We start from the raw sequence: 20,429 nt of genomic DNA, 5'->3' as shown, positions 1-20,429 counted from the left end.
GGAAGGTGCGAATAAGTCCGAGATGTGAGATCATCGTGTTGTAACCTGAACCCAGAATGAGTAACCGGATGAGCCAGCAACTGACTTTTGCCGACAGTGAGTTTTCCAGTAAACGCCGCCAGACCCGCAAAGAAGTTTTCCTTGGCAGAATGGATGACTTGCTTCCCTGGGACAAATTACTTGGCGTTATCGAGCCTGTGTATCCCAAGGCCGGTAATGGTCGCAGGCCCTATCCGCTGGAAACCATGCTGCGTATTCACTGCATGCAGCAATGGTACAACCTGAGCGATGAGGCCATGGAAGATGCCCTCTATGAAATCGCCTCCATGCGCCAATTTGCTCGCCTGTCACTGGATAAAGCCATTCCAGACCGCACTACCATCATGAATTTCCGGCATTTGCTGGAGCAGCATGAACTGGCCCGCAAAATCTTCAGTACCGTTAATCACTGGCTAGCAGAGTGTGGCGTTCTAATGACCCAGGGCACCTTGGTGGATGCCACCATCATTCAAGCCCCCAGCTCTACCAAAAACAAACACAACAGCCGTGATGAAGACATGCACCAGACCAAGAAAGGTAACCAGTGGTACTTCGGCATGAAAGCGCACATTGGCGTGGACGCCAAAAGTGGCCTGACCCACAGTCTGGTGACCACGGCGGCTAACGAGCACGACCTCAATCAGGTTGGCAAGTTACTGCATGGCGATGAAGAATTTATCTCAGCCGATGCTGGTTATCAGGGGGCCGAAAAGCGCGATGAGCTCAGCGATGTCAGCGCAGACTGGCTTATCGCCAAGCGTCCCGGCAAAGTGAATGCATTGAAGCAACACCCGCGCAAGAACAAGCTGGCCATCCGTTACGAATACCTGAAAGCGAGTATCCGAGCGAAGGTTGAGCATCCATTTCGGATAGTAAAATGTCAGTTTGGTTTCGTCAAAGCCAGGTACAAGGGGCTGGCTAAAAATGACAGTCAACTGGCGATGTTATTCACCCTGGCGAACCTGGTTCGAGTTGACCAATTGATACGGGCACAGGCGAGATCTACCTGAAATGAGGAAATTAGCCTGAAACAGGGCCAAAATCAGCCACGAAGAGACGATTTTGGGCTGAAAATTGGAAAATTGAGCCACAGGACGTCGATAAAGGACGGTTTGGGGCGTCATATCGGGAGCTGCGGACCACTTAATCGCAACTTCCCTAATGTCACCAGTACCAGCAACGAATTGACCAGACAAATAAGAAAATAACTTCCGCCATCGCCACGAAATTCAAAAGCGTGTGATGGCGCCTCTTCTTTTATAAGATATTCCTGCATAATAAATCCCTGTCGTTAATCATCCTTAAAAATACACATTATTAGCAGGCAATAGAAATACCAGCCAATAGAGATATTACCTTATTATCTGCATAAATAACATCCACCCGCTATGTTATAAGGTGCTTGCATCACCTGGCCGGGGATGCTATTAGTTCAAATTATTAGTATTGTTTAACCGGGTAGTAAAATGAATGTTTTTGACGCGCTCACGTTACGTCGCCTGACGGCCAGGGATAACCAGGTCATCGCTGCCGTTATCCGTCAGGTTTCCGCCGAATATGGCCTTACCGCTGATAAAGGCTATACCGTTGCCGATCCAAATCTTGATGAGCTGTATCAGCTCTACTCGCAACCAGGACATGCATATTGGGTGGTGGAGCGTAATGGCGAAGTGGTGGGGGGCGGCGGAATTGCGCCGTTAACCTGTAGCGAACCCGATATTTGCGAACTGCAAAAAATGTACTTTTTGCCCGTGGCGCGAGGACAAGGCATGGCGAAAAAGCTGGCGCTGATGGCGATGGATCACGCCCGCGCGCTGGGATTTAAACATTGCTATCTGGAAACGACCGCCTTTTTACGCGAGGCGATTGGTCTGTACGAACATTTAGGGTTTGAGCATATCAGCGAACCGCTTGGCTGCACCGGGCACGTCGATTGCGAAGTGCGGATGCTCAAACCCCTGTAATACCGACTATTGCATCTCAGGCGATACCGAAAGTCGAATCACGCCAGCGGCCTGCGCGGCTGGCAATTTCAGCACTTCCGTCCACATATCCTGCACCAGATTGCAGACGACCTTTTCTTTCCCGATCCCCTTCTCCGGCTCAGCCATAAGCTGAACATCCTGCCCGTAGCGCTGCACCAGTACTGGTACGACGCTTTGCAGATCCTGCATGGCCTGCTGCTTCTCGGTGTCGGTTACCGTGTGTTTATTAGGACCGTATGCCGCTCGCATCATCGCCGCATCGCCTTCCATACGCCGTTTCAGAATATCCGGTGAGATCAGACGCGTCGGGTTAATGCCGCCTTTGACCTGAGGGAAGAGAAAGCGGAAACACTCATCGTCGCCTTTTTTCTGCACCGCCGCAGTCTGTTCGAGATTGATCTTCATATAGTCAATGACATTACTGTCCGGCGCCTGCTGTAAACGCGACATCTGAATTTGCAGCACCTGCGGTTGAATGGTATCGATTATTTGTTGTTCGGTTTTGCCTTCATTTTTCAGCTGCAGCGCCTGGGTGCGAAGATGGACCCAAAATGCCGGCTCCTGTTCCTTCAGTACCTGAAACGTCGGCATTTGCAGTAGCGCGGCATCAAACTGCTGCTCTTCCGTCTGACCGGACGCCGCTTTTTCTCGCGGGATCAGGTAGTGCACGTCAAACAGGTTCCACGCGACGATCGCCACAATCATCAGCACCGCGCCAGAAGCCTTCCCCACCCAGCCTTTTTTACGCATGAGCCCTATCACCGCGGCGATGACCGCGCCGACGTAGCCTGCGAGAAGTACATGTGTCCAGTTCATCGGTATTGGTATTCCTTGCCCTGAAAAAGAGACATTTTTCACTGCCCACGTCGGGATGTCACCTTGCGGCGGGCAGAACTACCGAAATTAAGAGGCGACGGGGACACCGCTGTGAAAGCGAAACTCGTTGTCCGGCGAGACGATCAGCGCCGCTTCCACGTCGCCAAAATAGCGGACGCGGGGAGAAATATCTTCCTGCGAAACCTGTTGCGCCAGCGCCAGATAGTCCTGATAGTGGCGCGCTTCGGATCGCAGCAGCGACAGATAGAACTTTTGCAGATCGTCATCGAGAAACGGAGCCAGCGCGGCGAAGCGTTCACAGGAGCGCGCTTCGATGTAAGCACCGCAAATCAGCTTATCAATCAGCGTCAGCGGCTCGTGCGTGCGTACCGCTTTCAGCATCCCTTTCGCGTAGCGACTGGCTGTGGTCTTCACGTAAGGAATGTTGCGGGCCTGCATCGCTTCGCGCACCTGCCAGAAATGGTGCAATTCTTCCTTTATCAACAACACCATGCTGTCGATAAGCTGGCGGCCCCACGGATCGTCCGTTTCCGGCATTACGCTTTTACCAATCTGTTTATGGAGCGCAACAAAGTCCGGTTCCGGCCCTTCCCGGAAGGCAAAGGCTTCATACGGCTGTAGCCAGGCGAGCAGCGCATCCGCACCCGGTTTATCCGCTACATACTTACGCACCAATAGCATCGCCGTTTGTGCCGCCTTGAGTTCGCATATCAGATGATCGGTGAGCAGCAGAGGGAGGTTTTGCGGATCGCGCGCCTGGTCAATCCATGCCTGCGGGGTCGGACAGTGCAGAAAGTTAAGCACCGGAGAAAGTATTTGCGGGTAGTTCATGAGTAACCTGTTGGAAGAGTACGACAGCAGGCGCTGCCGTACTTTTTAACGCCTGGTAATCTTAGTGGCGCACGCCGTCGTCATCTTCGTCGACGTAGTCTTCGTCGTCGCCCTCTTCACCGTCTTCACCGTTCGGATCTTCAAAGTAGGTGCCCCAGCCATCGTATTCGACGTCATATTTCTCGGCCAGGTTCATCAACTGTTCAACCTGCGCGTCGATAAGGTCAGCTTTCAGCGCACATTCACTGAGGATATCGCAGCAAATCACAGTGTCGCCTTCTTCAACTTCCAGCTCTTCTGGCTCAGTGACTTCGTAGCCGAGTTTAAACGCTTCTACCGCCGCTTTTTCCAGGGTTTCGAAATCGTCTGCGGAAAGGTGATGTTCGATGGTGTACAGCGCGTCCGGGTCGCTACCATCATCCAGTAATTCTTCAATAATCAGGCGCGTCTCTTCACGCTGCTCTTCCAGTAGTTCCGGGTTTGCCATGGCTCGTTCCTCATAATGTCCTGCCGATACTCTTATTGTCACATACCGCCGTCATTGCCTCCACCTTTCCAGAAAAGATTTGTGAAACGGGGTTGCAAATGCATAATCATCCATATAAATTGAATTTTAATTCAATAGATGGCATTCGCCATAGGAGGGAACTATGTCAGGTTTTTATCAGAAGCATTTTTTAAAGTTACTCGATTTCACCCCTGCTGAACTCACCGCACTCGTCCAACTTGCCGCAAAACTGAAAGCTGATAAGAAAAATGGCAAAGAAAAACAAAAGCTTACCGGCAAAAACATCGCGCTCATCTTCGAAAAAGACTCGACCCGTACACGATGCTCTTTCGAAGTTGCCGCTTACGACCAGGGGGCTCGCGTCACTTATCTCGGTTCCAGCGGCAGCCAGATTGGGCATAAAGAGTCAATTAAAGACACCGCGCGCGTGTTGGGCCGGATGTATGACGGCATTCAGTATCGCGGTTACGGTCAGGAAGTAGTCGAAACGCTGGCCGAATATGCCGGTGTACCGGTATGGAATGGGTTGACCAACGAGTTCCATCCTACGCAATTACTGGCTGACCTGCTGACGATGCAGGAACATCTACCAGGTAAGGCGTTTAACGAGATGACGCTGGTTTACGCGGGCGATGCGCGCAATAACATGGGTAACTCAATGCTGGAAGCCGCCGCGCTCACCGGGCTGGACCTGCGTCTGGTGGCCCCCAAAAGCTGCTGGCCGGAAGCGTCGCTGGTCGCAGAATGCAGCGCAATGGCGAAGAAAAATGGCGGTAACATTACGCTTACCGAAGATATCGCGGCGGGCGTGAAAGGGGCGGACTTTATCTACACCGATGTCTGGGTGTCGATGGGCGAACCGAAAGAGATGTGGGCGGAACGTATCGCCATGCTGCGCGACTATCAGGTCAACAGCCAAATGATGGCGCTTTCCGGGAATCCGCAGGTGAAGTTTCTGCACTGCCTGCCCGCATTTCATGACGATCAGACCACGCTCGGTAAAAAAATGGCGGAGGAATTTGGTCTGCACGGCGGAATGGAAGTCACCGATGAGGTGTTTGAATCCCCGGCCAGTATTGTGTTTGACCAGGCTGAAAACCGGATGCACACCATTAAAGCAGTGATGGTGGCGACGCTGGCGCAGTAATATTGTTCGCAAACAAAAACCCCACATAACACTGTGGGGTTCATCACCTGTCTGAGGCGAAAATCACCGTTTTCGCCCAGTATTACAACCGTGAATTATGCGCCCATTGGCGGCGTAAATGCGGTAAGTTCCAGCTCCGGTCCGGTGTATTTCTCCGCCATCACCAGCGCAGTGTTGCCCGCGCAGCCATTCGCCAGACGCGAGGTCGGGATGTCTTTGGTAAGCACGTTAGCTCCACCGTTTTTACAGATCCCGGTACCTGCGTAATCCAGATCCGGCCATGCGCCTTCATGGATACATACCACACCTTGCTTGATGCCATCAGTAACCTTCGCGCCGGTTAACACCTGGCCACGCGTGTTCCAGACACGCACCAAATCGCCGTCGGCAATGCCACGTTTTTTCGCATCTTCTGGATGGATGTATAACGGCTCGCGGTTGGCCACCGCATACTGTTTGCGTAGCGACGCATAGTTAAGCTGACTGTGTAAACGGTGCGCCGGGTGCGCGGTCAGCAGCTGCAGTTCACCCTCTTTAGCGTTGCCAGCCCATTCGTCTGGTTCCAGCCAGGTCGGATGCGCAGGGCAATCTTTATAGTTGAAGCCTTCGATGGTTTTCGAGTAAATCTCGATTTTACCGCTCGGCGTACCCAGTGGGTTCATCACCGGGTCCTTGCGGAAATCGGCATAGCGCACGAAAACTTCTTCTTTCGGGTTCTTACGCATTTCGATCAGCTTGTTCGCTTCCCAGAAGGCGGTGAACTGCGGCATATTGACGCGCTGCTGACGCGCGCCTTTCTGTGCCACGTCGTAGAACTCGCGCAGCCAGTCCATTTCGCTCTTGCCTTCGGTATAAACGGCTTTACCGCCTGGTTTCAGCAGCTCAGCCATATCCGCGAACACGTCAAAATCATTGCGTGCTTCGAACTGTGGCGGGATGGCTTGTTTCATCGGCACCAGATGCTGGTTGCTGTAGTCGCCGGTCATGGTCAGATCGTTACGTTCAAACGATGTGGTGATTGGCAGAACAATATCCGCGTGCTTGGCGGCAGCCGTCCAGTAGCACTCGGAGATCACCACCAGTTCCGGTTTTTGCCAGGCTTTTACCAGGCGGTTGGTATCCTGATGATGAGTGAAGTTGCCACCGCCTGCCCACCAGATCATGCGCAGATCGGGAAAGGTTTGCTCCTTACCGTTATGTTGATATTTTCCGCCGGGGTTTTCCAGGGCTTCAACAATACGCGCAACCGGGAACGCTTCAACCGCATCGGAGGTTGCCCAGTCGTTGCCAGCAGACGAGCCGCCTGCGATTGTCGCTGAAATGGCCGACAGCACTCCGCCACTGCGAGTTGGGTTGCCGCCGTTAGAGTAATGGTAAGAGAAACCAAAACCGCCGCCCTCGGTACCAATCTGGCCGAGCATCGCCGCCAGGGTAACCAGCATCCAGTGGCGCTGTTCACCATACTGCTGACGCTGAATGCCCCAACCCGCCATCAGCATGGTTTTATTCTTGGCAAAGATTTCCGCCAGAATTTCCATTTGCTTCGCCGGAACGCCGCAAATCTTCTCGGCCCAGGCCGGATTTTTCGGCGTGTTGTCGTTTTTACCCGTCAGATACGCTTCGAATTCGCCATAGCCAGTGGTGTATTTATCGAGGAAGGCTTTGTCATGCAGTCCTTTTTCTACCAGCGCGGACGCAATACCTAACATCAGCGCCACGTCGGTACCCATATTCGGCGCAATCCACTGTGCTTTATCACCGAAGAAATCGATAGTTTCTGAGCGTTGCGGATCGATGGCGATAACAGTTTTGCCGGAAGCTTTCAGTTTATTGAAGTACTCGAGGCCTTGCTCATCCGTACTGGTCCAGGCAATTTTCAGGGTGTTCAGTGGGTTAAGACCCCACAGGACCACCACCTGACTATGTTCGAGGATCAGCGGCCATGCCGTTTGCTGTTCGTAAACTTCTACCGAGCCGACGACGTGCGGCATGATCACCTGCGCCGCGCCAGTGGAGTAGTCGCCGGTATGCCCGGTATAGCCGCCCGCCATGCTCATGTAACGCTGCAGCAGCGTCTGCGCTTTATGCAGCACACCACTGGAGCGCCAGCCATAAGATCCCGCAAAAATGGAAGATGGGCCATGCTCGGCACGGATACGGGCGTGCTGCTCGTGGATGAGCTTCAGAGCGTCTTCCCATGACACTTTGACGAATTCGTCTTTACCACGATTGCCATCCGGTTTGCCCGGCGCATTGAGGAAGCCTTTACGCACCATCGGAGATTGAATACGGCACGGGGTATGCGCCTGATCGGGTGCGGTAGTTTGCAGATCGTTGGGAATCGTTTTCGCCAGCGCACCGCGCGACGACACAATTTTGCCGTCTTTAACGTCGATGTACATCGCCCCCCAACGTCCTGCGGTCAGGATGGCATTACCCGGCGCGTCTGCTGCCCACGCTGGCATCGGGATTGCCGAGGTAATCATCATCGCGCCAGCGGAACCGCCAGCATACTTAATAAAGTTACGTCGTGTAAGGTTCATAGGTTTTCCTTTAATCGTAATTGTTAGTTATTCCTTAGAGGTAAAATCTTTGGCGTGATACTGGAACCAGCGAGTCAGGGGTAATGACTCCAACTTACTGATAGTGTTTTATGTTCAGATAATGCCCGATGACTTTGTCATGCAGCTCCACCGATTTTGAGAACGACAGTGACTTCCTGCCCAGCCTTGCCAGATGTTGCCTCAGATTCAGGTTATGCCGCTCAATGCGCTGCGTATATCGCTTGCTGATAACGTGCAGTTCTCCCTTCAGGCGTGATTCATAAAGCGGCCAGCCATCCGTCATCCATACCACGACCTCAAAGGCCGACAGCAGGCCCAGAAGACGCTCCAGCGTGGACAACGTGCGTTCACCGAATACGTGCGCCACAACCGTCCTCCGTATCCTGTCATACGCGTAAAACAACCAGCGCTGGCGTGATTTAGCGCCGACATAACCCCACTGTTCGTCCATTTCCGCGCAAACAATGACGTCACTGCCCGGTTGTATGCGTGAGGTTACCGACTGCGGTCTGAGTTTTTTAAGTGACGTAAAATCGTGTTGAGGCCAACGCCCATAATGCGTGCACTGGCGCGACATCCGACGCCATTCATGGCCATATCAATGATTTTCTGATGCGTACCGGGTTGAGAAGCGGTGTAAGTGAACTGTAGCTGCCATGTTTTACGGCAGTGAGAGCAGAGATAGCGCTGATGTCCGGCAGTACTTTTACCGTTACGCACCACGCCTTCAGTAGCTGAACAGGAGGGACAGCTGATAGAAACAGAAGCCACTGGAGCACCTCAAAAACACCATCATACACTAAATCAGTAAGTTGGCACCATTACCCGGACTCACCTACGGTGAAATTCCCGCCTCAATTAAAAATATGGTGGTGGATACCCACGATATTAATGACTTTATTATGAAGCCATTGCCAAACCATTTATTTACCCGCGATACCTCCTGCTGGATATATAACGGCGTATCCATTAACCCAATGGCCAAACCGGCTCGCCAGCGTGAAACGAATAATCTGCGGGCCATCTATCGCTGGCATCCGCAATTTTCTGACGGCGATTTTATTAAATATTTCGGCGACGAGAATATCAATTACGACCATGCCACCTTAGAAGGCGGCGATGTGCTGGTCATCGGGCGCGGTGCGGTGCTAATCGGCATGTCTGAACGCACGACGCCGCAGGGAATTGAGTTCCTTGCCCAGTCGCTTTTTAACCATCGTCAGGCCGAACGGGTGATTGCCGTTGAGCTTCCCAAACACCGCTCCTGTATGCACCTCGACACCGTCATGACCCACATCGATATCGACACCTTCTCCGTCTACCCGGAAGTGGTGCGCCAGGACGTGCAGTGCTGGACCTTAACGCCAGACGGGCGCGGTGGCCTGAAACGTACCGAAGAACGCACGTTGATTAACGCCATTGAGAAAGCGCTCGACATCGATCAGGTGCGTCTGATTACCACCGGCGGCGACGCCTTTGAAGCCGAGCGTGAGCAGTGGAACGACGCCAACAACGTCCTCACGCTGCGCCCCGGCGTCGTCGTGGGCTACGAGCGCAACATCTGGACCAACGAGAAATATGACAAAGCCGGCATCACCGTGCTGCCAATCCCTGGCGATGAACTGGGGCGCGGACGCGGCGGCGCACGCTGCATGAGTTGCCCACTGGAACGCGATGGCATTTAAGGAACCCACCATGCAAAACAAACCGACTCTGGTTGTTGCCCTCGGCGGCAATGCGTTGCTCAAGCGCGGCGAACCGCTGGAAGCCAACATCCAGCGCAAGAACATCGTCCTGGCGGCGAAAACCATCGCCCAACTCACACAGCAATGGCGGGTGGTGCTGGTTCACGGCAACGGGCCGCAGGTGGGCCTGCTGGCATTGCAAAACAGCGCCTACGACCGCGTCACCCCCTACCCGCTGGACATTCTCGGGGCAGAAAGCCAGGGAATGATCGGCTACATGCTGCAACAGGCGCTGAAGAACCAACTGCCGCAGCGCGAAATCAGTGTCCTGCTCACGCAGGTGGAAGTGGACCCTGACGATCCGGCCTTTCATAACCCGACCAAGTATATCGGTCCGGTTTATGACCCTGCCCAGGCCGACGCGTTGCAGGCTGAAAAAGGTTGGGTCTTCAAAGCGGATGGCAAAGCGTTCCGCCGTGTGGTGCCTTCACCACAGCCAAAACGCATCGTAGAGAGCGACGCCATCCAGGCGCTGATCGCCCGCGATCATCTGGTCATCTGTAACGGTGGCGGCGGTGTGCCGGTCGTCGAGAAAGCAGACGGTTACCACGGCCTGGAAGCGGTGATCGACAAAGACCTTTCCGCCGCGCTGCTCGCCAGCCAGATCCACGCTGACGCGCTGCTGATCCTGACCGACGCCGACGCGGTGTACCTCGACTGGGGCAAACCGACCCAACGTCCGCTGGCACAGGTGACGCCGGAACGCTTAAGCGAAATGCAATTTGACGCCGGTTCGATGGGGCCAAAAGTCAGCGCCTGCGCCGACTTTGTCAGCCGCTGCCACGGCATTGCGGGCATCGGTTCGCTGGCCGATGGCCCGGCCATTCTCGCCGGCGATAAAGGCACCCTGATTCGGCGCGAAACCGCCGATGTTGACGCTTAAGGCTTTTTTGCCGGATGGCGGCCTCGCCTTATCCGGCCTACACCGATTCACGTCCGTAGGCCTGATAAGCGCAGCGTCATCAGGCAGTTCATTTTAACAAGGATACATTGATGGCTATTTCACTGAAAAATAGAAACTTTTTGAAACTTCTCGACTTTACGCCAGCGGAGATCCAGTTCCTTATCGATCTGGCGATTGAACTGAAAGCGGCGAAAAAAGCCGGTCGCGAACAGCAAACGCTGATCGGGAAAAACATTGCGCTGATATTCGAAAAAACCTCCACCCGCACCCGCTGTGCCTTTGAAGTTGGGGCATTCGACCAGGGCGCGCAGGTCACTTACCTCGGCCCAAGCGGCTCGCAGATCGGTCATAAAGAGTCGATGAAAGATACCGCTCGTGTACTGGGCCGGATGTACGACGGCATCGAATACCGCGGGTTCGGTCAGCAGATCGTTGAGGAACTGGGGCAATACGCCGGAGTGCCGGTGTGGAACGGTCTGACCGACGAATTCCATCCCACGCAGATCCTCGCGGATCTGATGACCATGCTGGAGCACGCGCCGGGGAAAACGCTGCCCGAACTGAGCTTCGCCTACCTTGGTGATGCGCGCAACAACATGGGCAATTCCCTGATGGTCGGCGCCGCGAAGATGGGCATGGATATTCGCCTCGTCGCGCCAAAATCCTTCTGGCCAGATGAAGCGCTGGTTGCGCAATGCCGCAGCATCGCCAGCACCACCGGGGCACGCATCACGCTGACGGACGATGTGGAAGAAGGCGTCTACGACGTTGATTTTCTGTACACCGACGTCTGGGTCTCCATGGGTGAACCGAAAGAGGCCTGGGCTGAGCGCGTCAGCCTGATGACGCCGTACCAGATCAACCAGAAGGTCATCGACGCCACCGGCAACCCCAACGTGAAGTTCATGCACTGCCTGCCCGCCTTCCATAACGAACACACCAAAGTGGGTCGTGAAATTGAAGCCGCCTACGGCCTGAAAGGGCTAGAAGTGACGGAAGACGTTTTCGAATCCGCACACTCCATCGTGTTCGACGAAGCGGAAAACCGCATGCACACCATCAAAGCGGTGATGGTGGCGACGCTCGGCGACTCACTCACACGATAGCGACTGGACCGAATGCACCGGGTGCGGGTGCCTTCCTGACCCGCGCCCACGTTAGGAGACCCATTATGCGAAATCAGGACTTTCCCTGCCTCTTCGTTAATCTTTCGGTCATTCGTGACAACACCCGGACACTGATTGCGCTATGTCGCCAGCACGGGGTAGAGCCTGTCGGCGTCAATAAGCTGAGCTGCGAAGCGGCAAATGTCGCCAGAGCCATGATTGATGCAGGAATCAGCACGATTGCAGATTCCCGCATCCAGAATCTCAAAAAAATCGCCGATCTGCCCGTCGACAAACTGCTGCTGCGTCTGCCGCAGATAAGCCTTGCGCACGACATCGTGGCCTATGCGGATATCTCGCTGAACTCCGAAGAACATACGTTGCAGGCGCTCTCTGCGGCAGCCATAGCGCAGAACAAAACGCACCGGGTCATTCTGATGCATGACCTGGGCGATCTGCGCGAAGGCTGCGTGGATCCGCTGGAGACACGACGCCTTGCGCGTCTGGTACACAAAGAACTGCCGGGGCTGACGCTGGAAGGACTGGGCGCCAATCTTGCCTGCTACGGCGGAGTGGAACCCACCACCGAAAACCAACAGGCGCTGGTCGATCTCGCCCATCAGATCGAAGACGAGTTGGGTATTGCACTGCGCACGATTTCCGGCGCCAGCTCCGCCGCCCTGTTCCTGCTGATCAACGGTGGGCTGCCGACGGGCGTCAACCAGTTGCGGCTTGGCGCGTCGCTGATCATGGGGTTCGGCCTGAATGACGAGCCGATCCCCGACACCCGCCAGGACGCTATCAAGCTCGGCGTGGAGATCATCGAGCTGAAAGACAAGCCCTCCGTTCCGCAACACTCCACGGCGCTGGATGCCATGGGGAGAAAGCCGGTATTCGAAGATCTTGGCGTACATCACCGGGCGCTGGCCGCGCTCGGCGAACAGGACGTCTCCTTCTCCCAGCTCCGGCCATTTGATCCCGGCGTCAAAGTGCTCGGCGCCAGTTCCGATCACCTGATCCTCGACGTCACCCACGCCGCATCGGGATATCAGGTGGGCGACATCGTCTATTTCTCCCTGGGATACAGCGGCGTCTTGCAGTGCATGACCTCCGAATACGTCGGCAAACAATACAGCTACTTCTAAAAAATCACTTTCTGTCAGATTGAGGACTCTCTTCATGACTACTCTTGATACCAGCAAACCGGCTGCGGACGCTTCGACCTCCCAGTCCGAAGGTAAGCTCAAACTTCCGGCGCTAACGGCGCTTGTGGTCAGCGCGCTGATCGCCGCCGGGGTATTCTCTCTGCCGCAGAACATGGCGGCCAAAGCAGGCGCTGGCGCGATCCTGATCGGCTGGGGAATTACCTTTATCGGCATGTTAACCCTCGCCTTTGTCTTCCAGACCCTGGCGCACCGTAAAAGCGAAGTGGAAGGCGGCGTGTATGGTTATGCCCGCGCGGGTTTTGGCGAGTACATCGGTTTTAACTCCGCCTGGGGTTACTGGATCTCGGCGTGGATCGGCAACGTTTCATACTATGTGGTGATCTGTTCCGCACTCGGCTCCTTCAGCGCGCTCGGTTTCTTTGGCGACGGCACCACCCTTTCTGCGCTGATTGTGGGATCAATTCTGCTCTGGAGTCTGCATTTCCTGATCTGTCGCGGCGTACAGGGTGCCGCCCTGCTCAATCTGATCGGCACGGTCGCGAAAGTGGTTCCTCTGATCATGTTTGTTGTGCTGGTCAGCGTCGCCTTTCAGGTTCGCACCTTTAAGATTGAATTCTGGGGCAATGAACAGCTTGGCTCTGTTATGGACCAGGTGAAAAACATCATGCTGGTCACCACCTGGGTTTTCATCGGTATTGAAGGCGCCGCCATGTACTCGGGCCGGGCGATGAAAAAATCAGACGTGGGTAAAGCCACCATGATTGGATTTTTCATCTCAATCCTGCTGTTTGTCGCCGTCTCGGTGCTGTCGCTCGGCGTTCTGTCTCAGCCAGAACTCGCACAGTTGAAGAACCCTTCTACTGCAGGCGTACTGGCAGCGGCGGTCGGGCCGTGGGGCGCAGCCCTGATGAATATCGGTCTTATCGTTTCCGTCGGCGCCGCGCTGCTGGCCTGGACGTTATTGTCTGCGGAAACGGCGTATATGGCCGGTAAAGACGGCACCATGCCCAAATTCCTGGGCAAAGAAAACGCCAACAAAGCGCCGGTCAATGCGCTGCTGCTGACCAATGGGCTGACCCAACTGTTCCTGATCATCGCCCATTTTCAACAGGCGGGGTATCTTGCGCTGCTGCTGCTGGCCACCTCAATGATCCTGATCCCCTATTTTCTCAGCGGTTTGTATGCCCTGAAAGTGGCGTGGCAGAAGGACGGTTATAACCGTGATGAACAGCATTCCATCACCCGCGACATCATCATCGGCGCGCTGGCAACACTCTATGGTGCCTGGCTGGTCTATGCCGCCGGGATGGAATATCTGCTGCTGTCGATGATCCTCTACGCACTCGGTATCGTTTTTTATGTCTGGGCGCGGAAGGAGAAAAATGGAAGACTTTTCAATCCAATAGAGATCGTTCTGGCTATTATGGTGGTGGTCGCAGGGATCTACGCGGTCTATCTGTTGGCGACCGGCGTGCTCACGCTCAGTTGATGCACGTCAACACAGGGAAGACGAAGCGGCAAAACTCCGCCTTCCCTTAGACGACTAAGTGGAATATTTTTTCATGCAGATGCCATCCGTCAGGATGCTGAAGCGCGCTCCAGTCAAATTTCAATAAGCCGATCAAACACATCCCGGTTGAAATGGAGAACATTTGCTTAGTGCGTCATCAAATAAAAATAGAAACATTGGGCAGATCTACTGGTTGTTATCTTCGGCTGATTACACTGGACTAACTGATGATGAAACTTTACCAACCCGCTTCAGAAAAAGAAGAACTACAACTCTCTGTTTGTCAGCGCCTGATTGGCGAAAAAAGCTATCTCTCACAGGAGGAGATCCGCCGCGATCTGCAAAACTACGGCTTTGAAACCATCAGCCAGTCAACGGTTTCCCGCCTGCTGAAAATTCTTGGCGTCATAAAAATTAGAAATACGAAAGGACAAAAAATTTATTCCGTCAATCCGCAATTGCGTCCAGCCCCCGACGCCGCCCGTTCCATTTCTGAAATGGTGGTGAGCGTGGAGCATAACAGCGAATTTATCCTTATCCATACGGCGGCAGGCTATGGCCGCGCCGTCGCCCGGATCCTCGATTATCATGCCCTGCCGGAAATCCTGGGTGTGGTAGCGGGTAGCAGTATTGTCTGGGTTGCGCCACGGGTGGTGCAGCGCACTGGCCTTGTCCACAAACAGATTAACTACTTACTAAAAATGAATTAATATTCATTAAAACCGTTTGCGTTGAATAAAAACGGCATTTTTTGCTTGATCCACAAACGGAGCTGAGTATAATCGCGGACAATTTGCCGGGAGGAAGTATGGTCCAGTGTGTACGACATTCTGTCTTACCGCGTCTGAAAACAGACGCTGGCCTGCCGTTTTTCTTTCCGTTGCTCACCTATTCCCAGCCCCTCAAATGAGGGGCTTTTTTTTTGCCCTGGCGTCAGGAGATAAACATGGCTAACCCGCTATATCAAAAACACATCATTTCCATAAACGACCTCAGTCGCGACGACCTCAATCTGGTGCTGGCGACGGCGGCGAAATTAAAAGCGAACCCTCAACCGGAGCTGCTCAAACACAAGGTCATCGCCAGTTGCTTCTTTGAAGCCTCGACCCGTACCCGCCTGTCGTTTGAAACCTCCATGCACCGCCTGGGCGCCAGCGTGGTCGGCTTTTCCGACAGCGCCAACACGTCGCTGGGTAAGAAAGGTGAGACGCTGGCAGATACCATCTCTGTGATCAGCACTTATGTTGACGCGATCGTGATGCGTCACCCACAGGAAGGCGCGGCGCGTCTGGCGACCGAATTCTCCGGTAAGGTGCCGGTACTGAACGCGGGTGACGGTTCAAATCAACATCCGACCCAAACGCTGCTGGATCTGTTCACCATTCAGGAAACGCAGGGGCGTCTGAACAACCTGCATGTGGCGATGGTCGGCGACCTGAAATATGGCCGTACCGTGCATTCCCTGACGCAGGCGCTGGCGAAGTTTGACGGCAACCGCTTCTACTTCATCGCCCCGGATGCGCTGGCAATGCCGCAGTACATTCTTGATATGCTGGACGAAAAAGGCATTGCCTGGAGCCTGCACGCCTCTATCGAAGAGGTGATGGCGGAGGTGGATATTCTGTATATGACCCGCGTACAGAAAGAGCGTCTGGACCCTTCAGAATACGCCAACGTGAAGGCCCAGTTTGTCCTGCGCGCCAGCGACCTGGTGGGAGCGCGGGAAAACATGAAGGTACTGCATCCGCTGCCGCGTATAGATGAAATCGCCACGGACGTGGATAAAACGCCTCACGCCTGGTATTTCCAGCAGGCAGGCAACGGGATTTTCGCGCGCCAGGCGTTACTGGCACTGGTTCTGACTAGCGATTTGGCACTGTAAGGGGAGATAACGAGATGACACACGATAATAAACTGCAGGTTGAAGCGATCAAATGCGGCACCGTAATCGACCATATTCCCGCGCAAATCGGCTTTAAATTGCTGACTCTGTTCAAGCTGACCGAAACCGACCAGCGCATCACTATCGGCCTTAATCTGCCTTCCGGTGAAATGGGACGTAAAGACCTGATTAAGATCGAGAACACCTTCCTGACCGCCGAACAGGTTAATCAACTGTCACTGTATGCGCCACAGGCTACTGTCAACCGTATCGACAACTACGACGTGGTGGGTAAATCACGTCCAAGCCTGCCGGACCACATCGACAGCGTGCTGGTCTGCCCGAACAGTAACTGCATCAGCCACGCTGAACCGGTTTCTTCCAGTTTTTCAGTGAAAAAACGCGCGGATGACATCGCGCTTAAATGCAAATACTGCGAAAAAGAGTTTTCTCATTATGTGGTGCTGGCCAACTAATTGCAGTTGGTTAAAAATTCGTGGCTCCCTATAATGCCAGAGAAATTTCATTAACCGCTGTACTTCAGGAGAAATCATGAGCAAAACTATCGCGACGGAAAATGCACCCGCAGCAATCGGTCCATATGTTCAGGGCGTAGATCTGGGCAGCATGATCATCACTTCCGGTCAGATCCCGGTTGACCCGAAAACCGGCAGCGTGTCGGACGACGTCTCCGCGCAGGCGCGTCAGTCGCTGGAAAACGTGAAAGCTATCGTTGAAGCCGCTGGCCTGAAAGTAGGCGACATCGTGAAAACAACCGTATTTGTCAAAGATCTGAACGATTTCGCGACCGTCAACGCCACTTACGAAGCGTTCTTCACCGAACACAACGCTACCTTCCCGGCACGTTCCTGCGTGGAAGTCGCGCGTCTGCCAAAAGACGTGAAGATCGAGATCGAAGCGATCGCCGTTCGTCGTTAAGCGATAAAAAAATCCGGGCATACCCGCCCGGATTTTCGTTACTGCACCACTATCACATCACGCCAAAGAATTTCGGCAGGAACAGCGAAATCGCCGGGATATAAGTCACCAGCAAGAGCACAAGGAACAGTACCGCGTAGAACGGTAGCATCGCCTTCACCACCTGCTCGATCCTCTGTTTACTCACCGCACTGGCAACAAACAGCACCGACCCTACCGGCGGTGTGATCAGGCCAATTCCCAGGTTCACCAGCATAATCATCCCGAAATGTACCGGATCAATGCCGAGGGCGTTGGTGACCGGCAGCAGCACAGGGGTCAGGATCAGAATCAACGGCGCCATGTCCATCAGCGTACCAATCAGCAACAGCATGATGTTAATACACATCAGAATGACATACTTGTTATCCGAGATACTGGTAAACGCTTCGGTAATGCGCATCGGCAGTTGCATATAGGTCATGATGGCGCCAAACGCTGCCGCGAAACCGATCAGGATCATCACGATGGTCACGGTCTTCACAGTGCGATACATCAGTTTCGGCAGTTCAGACCACTTATAGTCGCGGTAGATAAACATGGTGACGAAAAACGCCCACAGGCAGGCGATCGCCGCCGATTCCGTCGCGGTAAAAATACCGGAAAGGATCCCGCCCATAATGATGACGACCGTCATCAGCCCCCACAGCGTATCGAGAAAGATCTTCAATGCCTGTCGGAACGGCACGCGCTCCCCTTTCGGGTAGCCGCGCTTATGCGCAAAGCCCACGCACATTACCATCAGGGTAAAACTCAGCAATAGCCCAGGCAGGATCCCGGCAATAAACAGCGCGGCAATCGACACCGTACCGCCCGTCGCCAGCGAGTAGATCACCGAGTTATGGCTGGGCGGCGTCAGGATTGCCTGCACGGAACCGCTGGCGGTGACCGCTGCGGCAAAGTCTCGCGGATAACCTTTCTTATCCATTTCAGGGATCATCACTGAACCGATCGATGCGGTATCCGCCACCGACGATCCTGAGATCGCGCCAAAAAAGGTTGATGCGACAATGTTCACCAGCGACAGACCACCGCGAATGAAGCCAACAAAGATATAAGCAAAGTTCACTAACCGGCGCGCAATGCCTCCTTCCGCCATAATGGCCCCGGCCAGAATAAAGAACGGGATCGCCAACAGTGAGAATTTGTTCACGCCGTTGGTCAACTGGATCATCACCGCTTCCAGCGGGATATCGATATACCACGCCCCGACGATCGCGCTGATCCCCACCGCGTACGCCACCGGCACCCCAATCGCCAGCATGATGCCGAGCGTAAAAACGAGAATAAATGCATCCATTTGCTTTCCCCTATGAAGTCGGTTCGGTCATCAACTGGTTGAACCCAGCATGACCACAGGACGTTGATACTGAGCGCCACGGCAGATCTTCTCGATGATGAAAAGCAGCATGATCGCCGAACCGATAGGGAGCGGAAGATAGTTTTCCCCGGCAGTCAAAATTGGGAATTCTGCCACGGGTTGTTGCCACAACTCATAACAGAGCGTCGAACCGTACCAAAGAATAAAAATACTGATCGCCAGCAACATCAAATCGGCACCGATAAAACAGATCCGGCGCCCCATTTCACCAAGACGATCGGTTACCATGCTGACCGCAATATGCGAACCCGCACGATAGCTAACCGCCGCGCCAATAAAAGTGAACGTCACCATGCACAATATGGCGATCGGCTCGGGCCAGGACAGCGCGCTGTTCATCACGTAGCGCGCGAATATCCCCACGGGAATAACCGCCACCATCACCAATAAAGCCAGCCCGGCAATCCACATTGAAATTCGATACAGCACATCCATTACCGATGAATAACCTTCACCCATAATCATCACCTCGAACGAATAACCGATTCAGGCAGATGACCTCCGTCATCCGCCTGATGAATTACTTCACATCCTGAATTCGCTTGATCAAATCCTGGTGGTCTTTACCGTATTGATCCCGGACGGGCTGTGTGGCTTTATAAAAATAATCCGTATCGATGTCATGGAAATTCACCCCATTTGCTTTCATGGTTTCCAGTGATTTCGCATTATAGGCTTCCCAGAGTTGACGTTGTTCTATTTGCGCTTCTTTTGCCAGTTTAATAATTAATTCCTGATCTTCTTTTTTCAGCTTGTCCCACTTGGCTTTTGAAAACAGGAACAGTTCAGGAATAATGAAATGCTTACTCCAGGTGTAATTTTTGGCGACCGGCAGATAGTTATGCGCGACAAAGGTCGGCGGGTTATTTTCTGTGCCATCAATAACCCCGGTCTGCATCCCGCTGAACACCTCACTGGTTCCCATGGCGATCGCATTCGCGCCCATCGCTTTTAAGGTATCGAGCGAGACCGGGCTGGTCTGAACACGGATTTTCATCCCTTTCAGGTCTTCCGGTTTCACCACCGGAGCCTTGGTAATCAGGTTACGCGTTCCGGCATCCATCCAGCCGAGAAACACCAGTCGGGACTGGCTGTTGGCGGTCAGCCGGTCACCAATTTCCTGACCAATTGCCCCATCCAGAACCTTATGCAGGTGATCTTCATCGCGGAAGATATAGGGCAGCGTAAAGACGTTAATCTCAGGCAATATGGCAGCAACCGGAGACATCGACACGCGAATAATATCAATCGCACCCAGTTGCGCCTGTTCAATCATCTGCTTTTCATCCCCCAGTACGCCGCCCGGGAAGGTTTTAATATCCAGACGTCCGTCGGTAGCGGCGCTGAGTTTTTCGCCCATATGCTTCACAGCAACTACGTTCGGATAATCCGCCGGATGGACATCTGCCGCACGCAGCGTTTGTGCAGACGCCGCCTGCGCTGCCAGCACTAAAGCAGTCCCCACGCACAGGTTTAACAAGGTTTTGGTCAGTTTCATTTTTCCATCTCCAGAGGTTTATAATTTTCATTAATACAAACGACTTGCAGGATAGAGGGCCGCCTTAATTAAAAGGGACAGTAAGGAATGACATTGCCCAGGCAGACTCGTCGGTGTAACAAAGTATTACGATGATTATGTTCATAAAATGACGATGGATGGAATTTTTTTTAGCACGCTGTTTCATTTTTGCAATGAAGGTCTTTTTCCTGGAAAAAAGATGTCCTGAAGCGGGCTTAAATTGTGATCGACCACACCTCTTTGGTTTTTCAAAAAAAATAAAACACGACGGAGGGAAAGAATATATTCTTGCGCGATAAAAAAGAGAATGGCTGCCGAAGCAGCCAT

The 20,429-nt window shown here is 53.6% G+C and carries 21 protein-coding genes and 2 pseudogenes; 14 read left to right on the top strand and 9 right to left on the bottom strand.

All coding sequences use genetic code 11. The features are described from left to right. Positions 1-68 precede the first annotated feature (68 nt). Both OGW13_RS11200 and OGW13_RS11195 read left to right on the top strand, forming a co-directional pair. Positions 69-1,049 (top strand): IS5-like element ISEc68 family transposase, encoded by a 981-nt coding sequence (locus OGW13_RS11200; protein WP_000082736.1) that lies wholly within the window; start codon positions 69-71, stop codon positions 1,047-1,049. Between the two features lie 456 nt (positions 1,050-1,505). Then, complete coding sequence (locus tag OGW13_RS11195) at positions 1,506-2,003, top strand: GNAT family N-acetyltransferase (RefSeq protein WP_044253259.1); 498 nt, start codon at positions 1,506-1,508, stop codon at positions 2,001-2,003. A gap of 6 nt (positions 2,004-2,009) precedes the next feature. Here OGW13_RS11195 and OGW13_RS11190 read toward each other — a convergent pair whose 3' ends face one another. From OGW13_RS11190 to rraB, 3 genes are all read right to left on the bottom strand, one after another. Then, positions 2,010-2,840, bottom strand: a complete 831-nt coding sequence (locus OGW13_RS11190) for a hypothetical protein (RefSeq protein WP_044253257.1) — start codon at positions 2,838-2,840, stop codon at positions 2,010-2,012. An 87-nt stretch (positions 2,841-2,927) separates the two neighbouring features. Next, positions 2,928-3,692: a tRNA isopentenyl-2-thiomethyl-A-37 hydroxylase MiaE gene (gene miaE / locus OGW13_RS11185; protein ID WP_287116085.1), complete on the bottom strand. Its 765-nt coding sequence runs from the start codon at positions 3,690-3,692 to the stop codon at positions 2,928-2,930. A gap of 61 nt (positions 3,693-3,753) precedes the next feature. Continuing rightward, positions 3,754-4,179: a ribonuclease E inhibitor RraB gene (gene rraB, locus OGW13_RS11180; protein WP_042999249.1), complete on the bottom strand. Its 426-nt coding sequence runs from the start codon at positions 4,177-4,179 to the stop codon at positions 3,754-3,756. Positions 4,180-4,277: 98 nt separating this feature from the next. Here rraB and argL point away from each other — a divergent pair, with 98 nt between their 5' ends. Together argL and argF (OGW13_RS11175) are read left to right on the top strand one after the other, a co-directional pair. After that, positions 4,278-4,373, top strand: a complete 96-nt coding sequence (gene argL / locus OGW13_RS25860; RefSeq protein WP_371192323.1) for a putative translational regulatory protein ArgL — start codon at positions 4,278-4,280, stop codon at positions 4,371-4,373. Continuing rightward, positions 4,343-5,347 carry an ornithine carbamoyltransferase gene (gene argF / locus OGW13_RS11175; protein WP_287116084.1) on the top strand — a complete coding sequence of 335 codons (1,005 nt, stop codon included), beginning with the start codon at positions 4,343-4,345 and terminating at the stop codon, positions 5,345-5,347. Before argL ends, argF (OGW13_RS11175) begins: the two co-directional genes overlap by 31 nt. 95 nt (positions 5,348-5,442) lie before the next feature. On the opposite strand, the gene OGW13_RS11170 is transcribed toward argF (OGW13_RS11175), so the two are convergent. Further along, the gene (locus OGW13_RS11170) at positions 5,443-7,890 is read right to left on the bottom strand and encodes a molybdopterin guanine dinucleotide-containing S/N-oxide reductase (protein ID WP_046401402.1); all 2,448 of its coding nucleotides are present in this window, start codon (positions 7,888-7,890) and stop codon (positions 5,443-5,445) included. Between the two features lie 94 nt (positions 7,891-7,984). Beyond that, positions 7,985-8,682 (bottom strand): IS1 family transposase gene (locus OGW13_RS11165; protein ID WP_223433957.1). Its coding sequence is split into 2 segments (ribosomal slippage): positions 7,985-8,433 and positions 8,433-8,682, totalling 699 coding nucleotides; the frame shifts between segments, so codons are not numbered across the junction. A 56-nt stretch (positions 8,683-8,738) separates the two neighbouring features. Between OGW13_RS11165 and OGW13_RS11160 the strand changes: the two are divergent. The 10 genes and pseudogenes from OGW13_RS11160 to ridA all read left to right on the top strand — a co-directional run. After that, positions 8,739-9,596, top strand: a pseudogene (locus tag OGW13_RS11160) (arginine deiminase); the annotation flags it as partial. 10 nt (positions 9,597-9,606) lie between these two features. Next, entirely contained in the window at positions 9,607-10,539 is a 933-nt protein-coding gene (arcC, locus tag OGW13_RS11155; protein WP_042999244.1) for a carbamate kinase, read from the top strand. Between the two features lie 110 nt (positions 10,540-10,649). Then, positions 10,650-11,666 (top strand): ornithine carbamoyltransferase, encoded by a 1,017-nt coding sequence (argF, locus tag OGW13_RS11150; protein ID WP_044264666.1) that lies wholly within the window; start codon positions 10,650-10,652, stop codon positions 11,664-11,666. Positions 11,667-11,731: 65 nt separating this feature from the next. Further along, positions 11,732-12,811, top strand: coding sequence for an alanine/ornithine racemase family PLP-dependent enzyme (locus tag OGW13_RS11145; protein ID WP_042999242.1), 1,080 nt, complete (start codon positions 11,732-11,734; stop codon positions 12,809-12,811). A gap of 34 nt (positions 12,812-12,845) precedes the next feature. Then, positions 12,846-14,321, top strand: coding sequence for an arginine-ornithine antiporter (gene arcD / locus OGW13_RS11140; RefSeq protein WP_042999241.1), 1,476 nt, complete (start codon positions 12,846-12,848; stop codon positions 14,319-14,321). A gap of 251 nt (positions 14,322-14,572) precedes the next feature. Continuing rightward, positions 14,573-15,052, top strand: a complete 480-nt coding sequence (locus OGW13_RS11135; RefSeq protein WP_043001817.1) for an arginine repressor — start codon at positions 14,573-14,575, stop codon at positions 15,050-15,052. Positions 15,053-15,150: 98 nt separating this feature from the next. Next, positions 15,151-15,286: pseudogene (gene pyrL / locus OGW13_RS25715) on the top strand (pyr operon leader peptide). A gap of 2 nt (positions 15,287-15,288) precedes the next feature. Continuing rightward, positions 15,289-16,224 carry an aspartate carbamoyltransferase gene (pyrB, locus tag OGW13_RS11120; protein WP_042999240.1) on the top strand — a complete coding sequence of 312 codons (936 nt, stop codon included), beginning with the start codon at positions 15,289-15,291 and terminating at the stop codon, positions 16,222-16,224. A 14-nt stretch (positions 16,225-16,238) separates the two neighbouring features. Then, positions 16,239-16,700, top strand: a complete 462-nt coding sequence (gene pyrI / locus OGW13_RS11115) for an aspartate carbamoyltransferase regulatory subunit (RefSeq protein ID WP_042999239.1) — start codon at positions 16,239-16,241, stop codon at positions 16,698-16,700. A gap of 76 nt (positions 16,701-16,776) precedes the next feature. After that, positions 16,777-17,163: a 2-iminobutanoate/2-iminopropanoate deaminase gene (gene ridA, locus OGW13_RS11110; protein ID WP_042999238.1), complete on the top strand. Its 387-nt coding sequence runs from the start codon at positions 16,777-16,779 to the stop codon at positions 17,161-17,163. A gap of 52 nt (positions 17,164-17,215) precedes the next feature. On the opposite strand, the gene OGW13_RS11105 is transcribed toward ridA, so the two are convergent. From OGW13_RS11105 to OGW13_RS11090, 4 genes are all read right to left on the bottom strand, one after another. Continuing rightward, on the bottom strand, positions 17,216-18,502 hold the full coding sequence (locus OGW13_RS11105) for a TRAP transporter large permease (RefSeq protein WP_287116083.1): 1,287 nt from the start codon (positions 18,500-18,502) through the stop codon (positions 17,216-17,218). 30 nt (positions 18,503-18,532) lie between these two features. After that, complete coding sequence (locus OGW13_RS11100) at positions 18,533-19,042, bottom strand: TRAP transporter small permease (protein ID WP_042999235.1); 510 nt, start codon at positions 19,040-19,042, stop codon at positions 18,533-18,535. A 61-nt stretch (positions 19,043-19,103) separates the two neighbouring features. Further along, positions 19,104-20,081 (bottom strand): TRAP transporter substrate-binding protein, encoded by a 978-nt coding sequence (locus tag OGW13_RS11095; protein WP_042999234.1) that lies wholly within the window; start codon positions 20,079-20,081, stop codon positions 19,104-19,106. Positions 20,082-20,264: 183 nt separating this feature from the next. Further along, on the bottom strand, positions 20,265-20,429 hold the full coding sequence (locus OGW13_RS11090) for a hypothetical protein (protein ID WP_154299464.1): 165 nt from the start codon (positions 20,427-20,429) through the stop codon (positions 20,265-20,267).

This window comes from Citrobacter sp. Ca225, from assembly GCF_030337175.1.
Classification (GTDB): domain Bacteria; phylum Pseudomonadota; class Gammaproteobacteria; order Enterobacterales; family Enterobacteriaceae; genus Citrobacter_A; species Citrobacter_A amalonaticus.
Note: the sequence above shows the minus strand (reverse complement) of the source record. Positions and strands in the feature narration are given on the sequence as shown.

Coding starts and splice junctions, on each gene's coding strand:
- OGW13_RS11200 (WP_000082736.1), top strand. CDS start 69: ATGAGCCAGCAACTGACTTTTGCCGACAGTGAGTTTTCCAGTAAACGC.
- OGW13_RS11195 (WP_044253259.1), top strand. CDS start 1,506: ATGAATGTTTTTGACGCGCTCACGTTACGTCGCCTGACGGCCAGGGAT.
- OGW13_RS11190 (WP_044253257.1), bottom strand. CDS start 2,840: ATGAACTGGACACATGTACTTCTCGCAGGCTACGTCGGCGCGGTCATC.
- miaE (WP_287116085.1), bottom strand. CDS start 3,692: ATGAACTACCCGCAAATACTTTCTCCGGTGCTTAACTTTCTGCACTGT.
- rraB (WP_042999249.1), bottom strand. CDS start 4,179: ATGGCAAACCCGGAACTACTGGAAGAGCAGCGTGAAGAGACGCGCCTG.
- argL (WP_371192323.1), top strand. CDS start 4,278: ATGCATAATCATCCATATAAATTGAATTTTAATTCAATAGATGGCATT.
- argF (WP_287116084.1), top strand. CDS start 4,343: ATGTCAGGTTTTTATCAGAAGCATTTTTTAAAGTTACTCGATTTCACC.
- OGW13_RS11170 (WP_046401402.1), bottom strand. CDS start 7,890: ATGAACCTTACACGACGTAACTTTATTAAGTATGCTGGCGGTTCCGCT.
- arcC (WP_042999244.1), top strand. CDS start 9,607: ATGCAAAACAAACCGACTCTGGTTGTTGCCCTCGGCGGCAATGCGTTG.
- argF (WP_044264666.1), top strand. CDS start 10,650: ATGGCTATTTCACTGAAAAATAGAAACTTTTTGAAACTTCTCGACTTT.
- OGW13_RS11145 (WP_042999242.1), top strand. CDS start 11,732: ATGCGAAATCAGGACTTTCCCTGCCTCTTCGTTAATCTTTCGGTCATT.
- arcD (WP_042999241.1), top strand. CDS start 12,846: ATGACTACTCTTGATACCAGCAAACCGGCTGCGGACGCTTCGACCTCC.
- OGW13_RS11135 (WP_043001817.1), top strand. CDS start 14,573: ATGAAACTTTACCAACCCGCTTCAGAAAAAGAAGAACTACAACTCTCT.
- pyrB (WP_042999240.1), top strand. CDS start 15,289: ATGGCTAACCCGCTATATCAAAAACACATCATTTCCATAAACGACCTC.
- pyrI (WP_042999239.1), top strand. CDS start 16,239: ATGACACACGATAATAAACTGCAGGTTGAAGCGATCAAATGCGGCACC.
- ridA (WP_042999238.1), top strand. CDS start 16,777: ATGAGCAAAACTATCGCGACGGAAAATGCACCCGCAGCAATCGGTCCA.
- OGW13_RS11105 (WP_287116083.1), bottom strand. CDS start 18,502: ATGGATGCATTTATTCTCGTTTTTACGCTCGGCATCATGCTGGCGATT.
- OGW13_RS11100 (WP_042999235.1), bottom strand. CDS start 19,042: ATGGGTGAAGGTTATTCATCGGTAATGGATGTGCTGTATCGAATTTCA.
- OGW13_RS11095 (WP_042999234.1), bottom strand. CDS start 20,081: ATGAAACTGACCAAAACCTTGTTAAACCTGTGCGTGGGGACTGCTTTA.
- OGW13_RS11090 (WP_154299464.1), bottom strand. CDS start 20,429: ATGGCTGCTTCGGCAGCCATTCTCTTTTTTATCGCGCAAGAATATATT.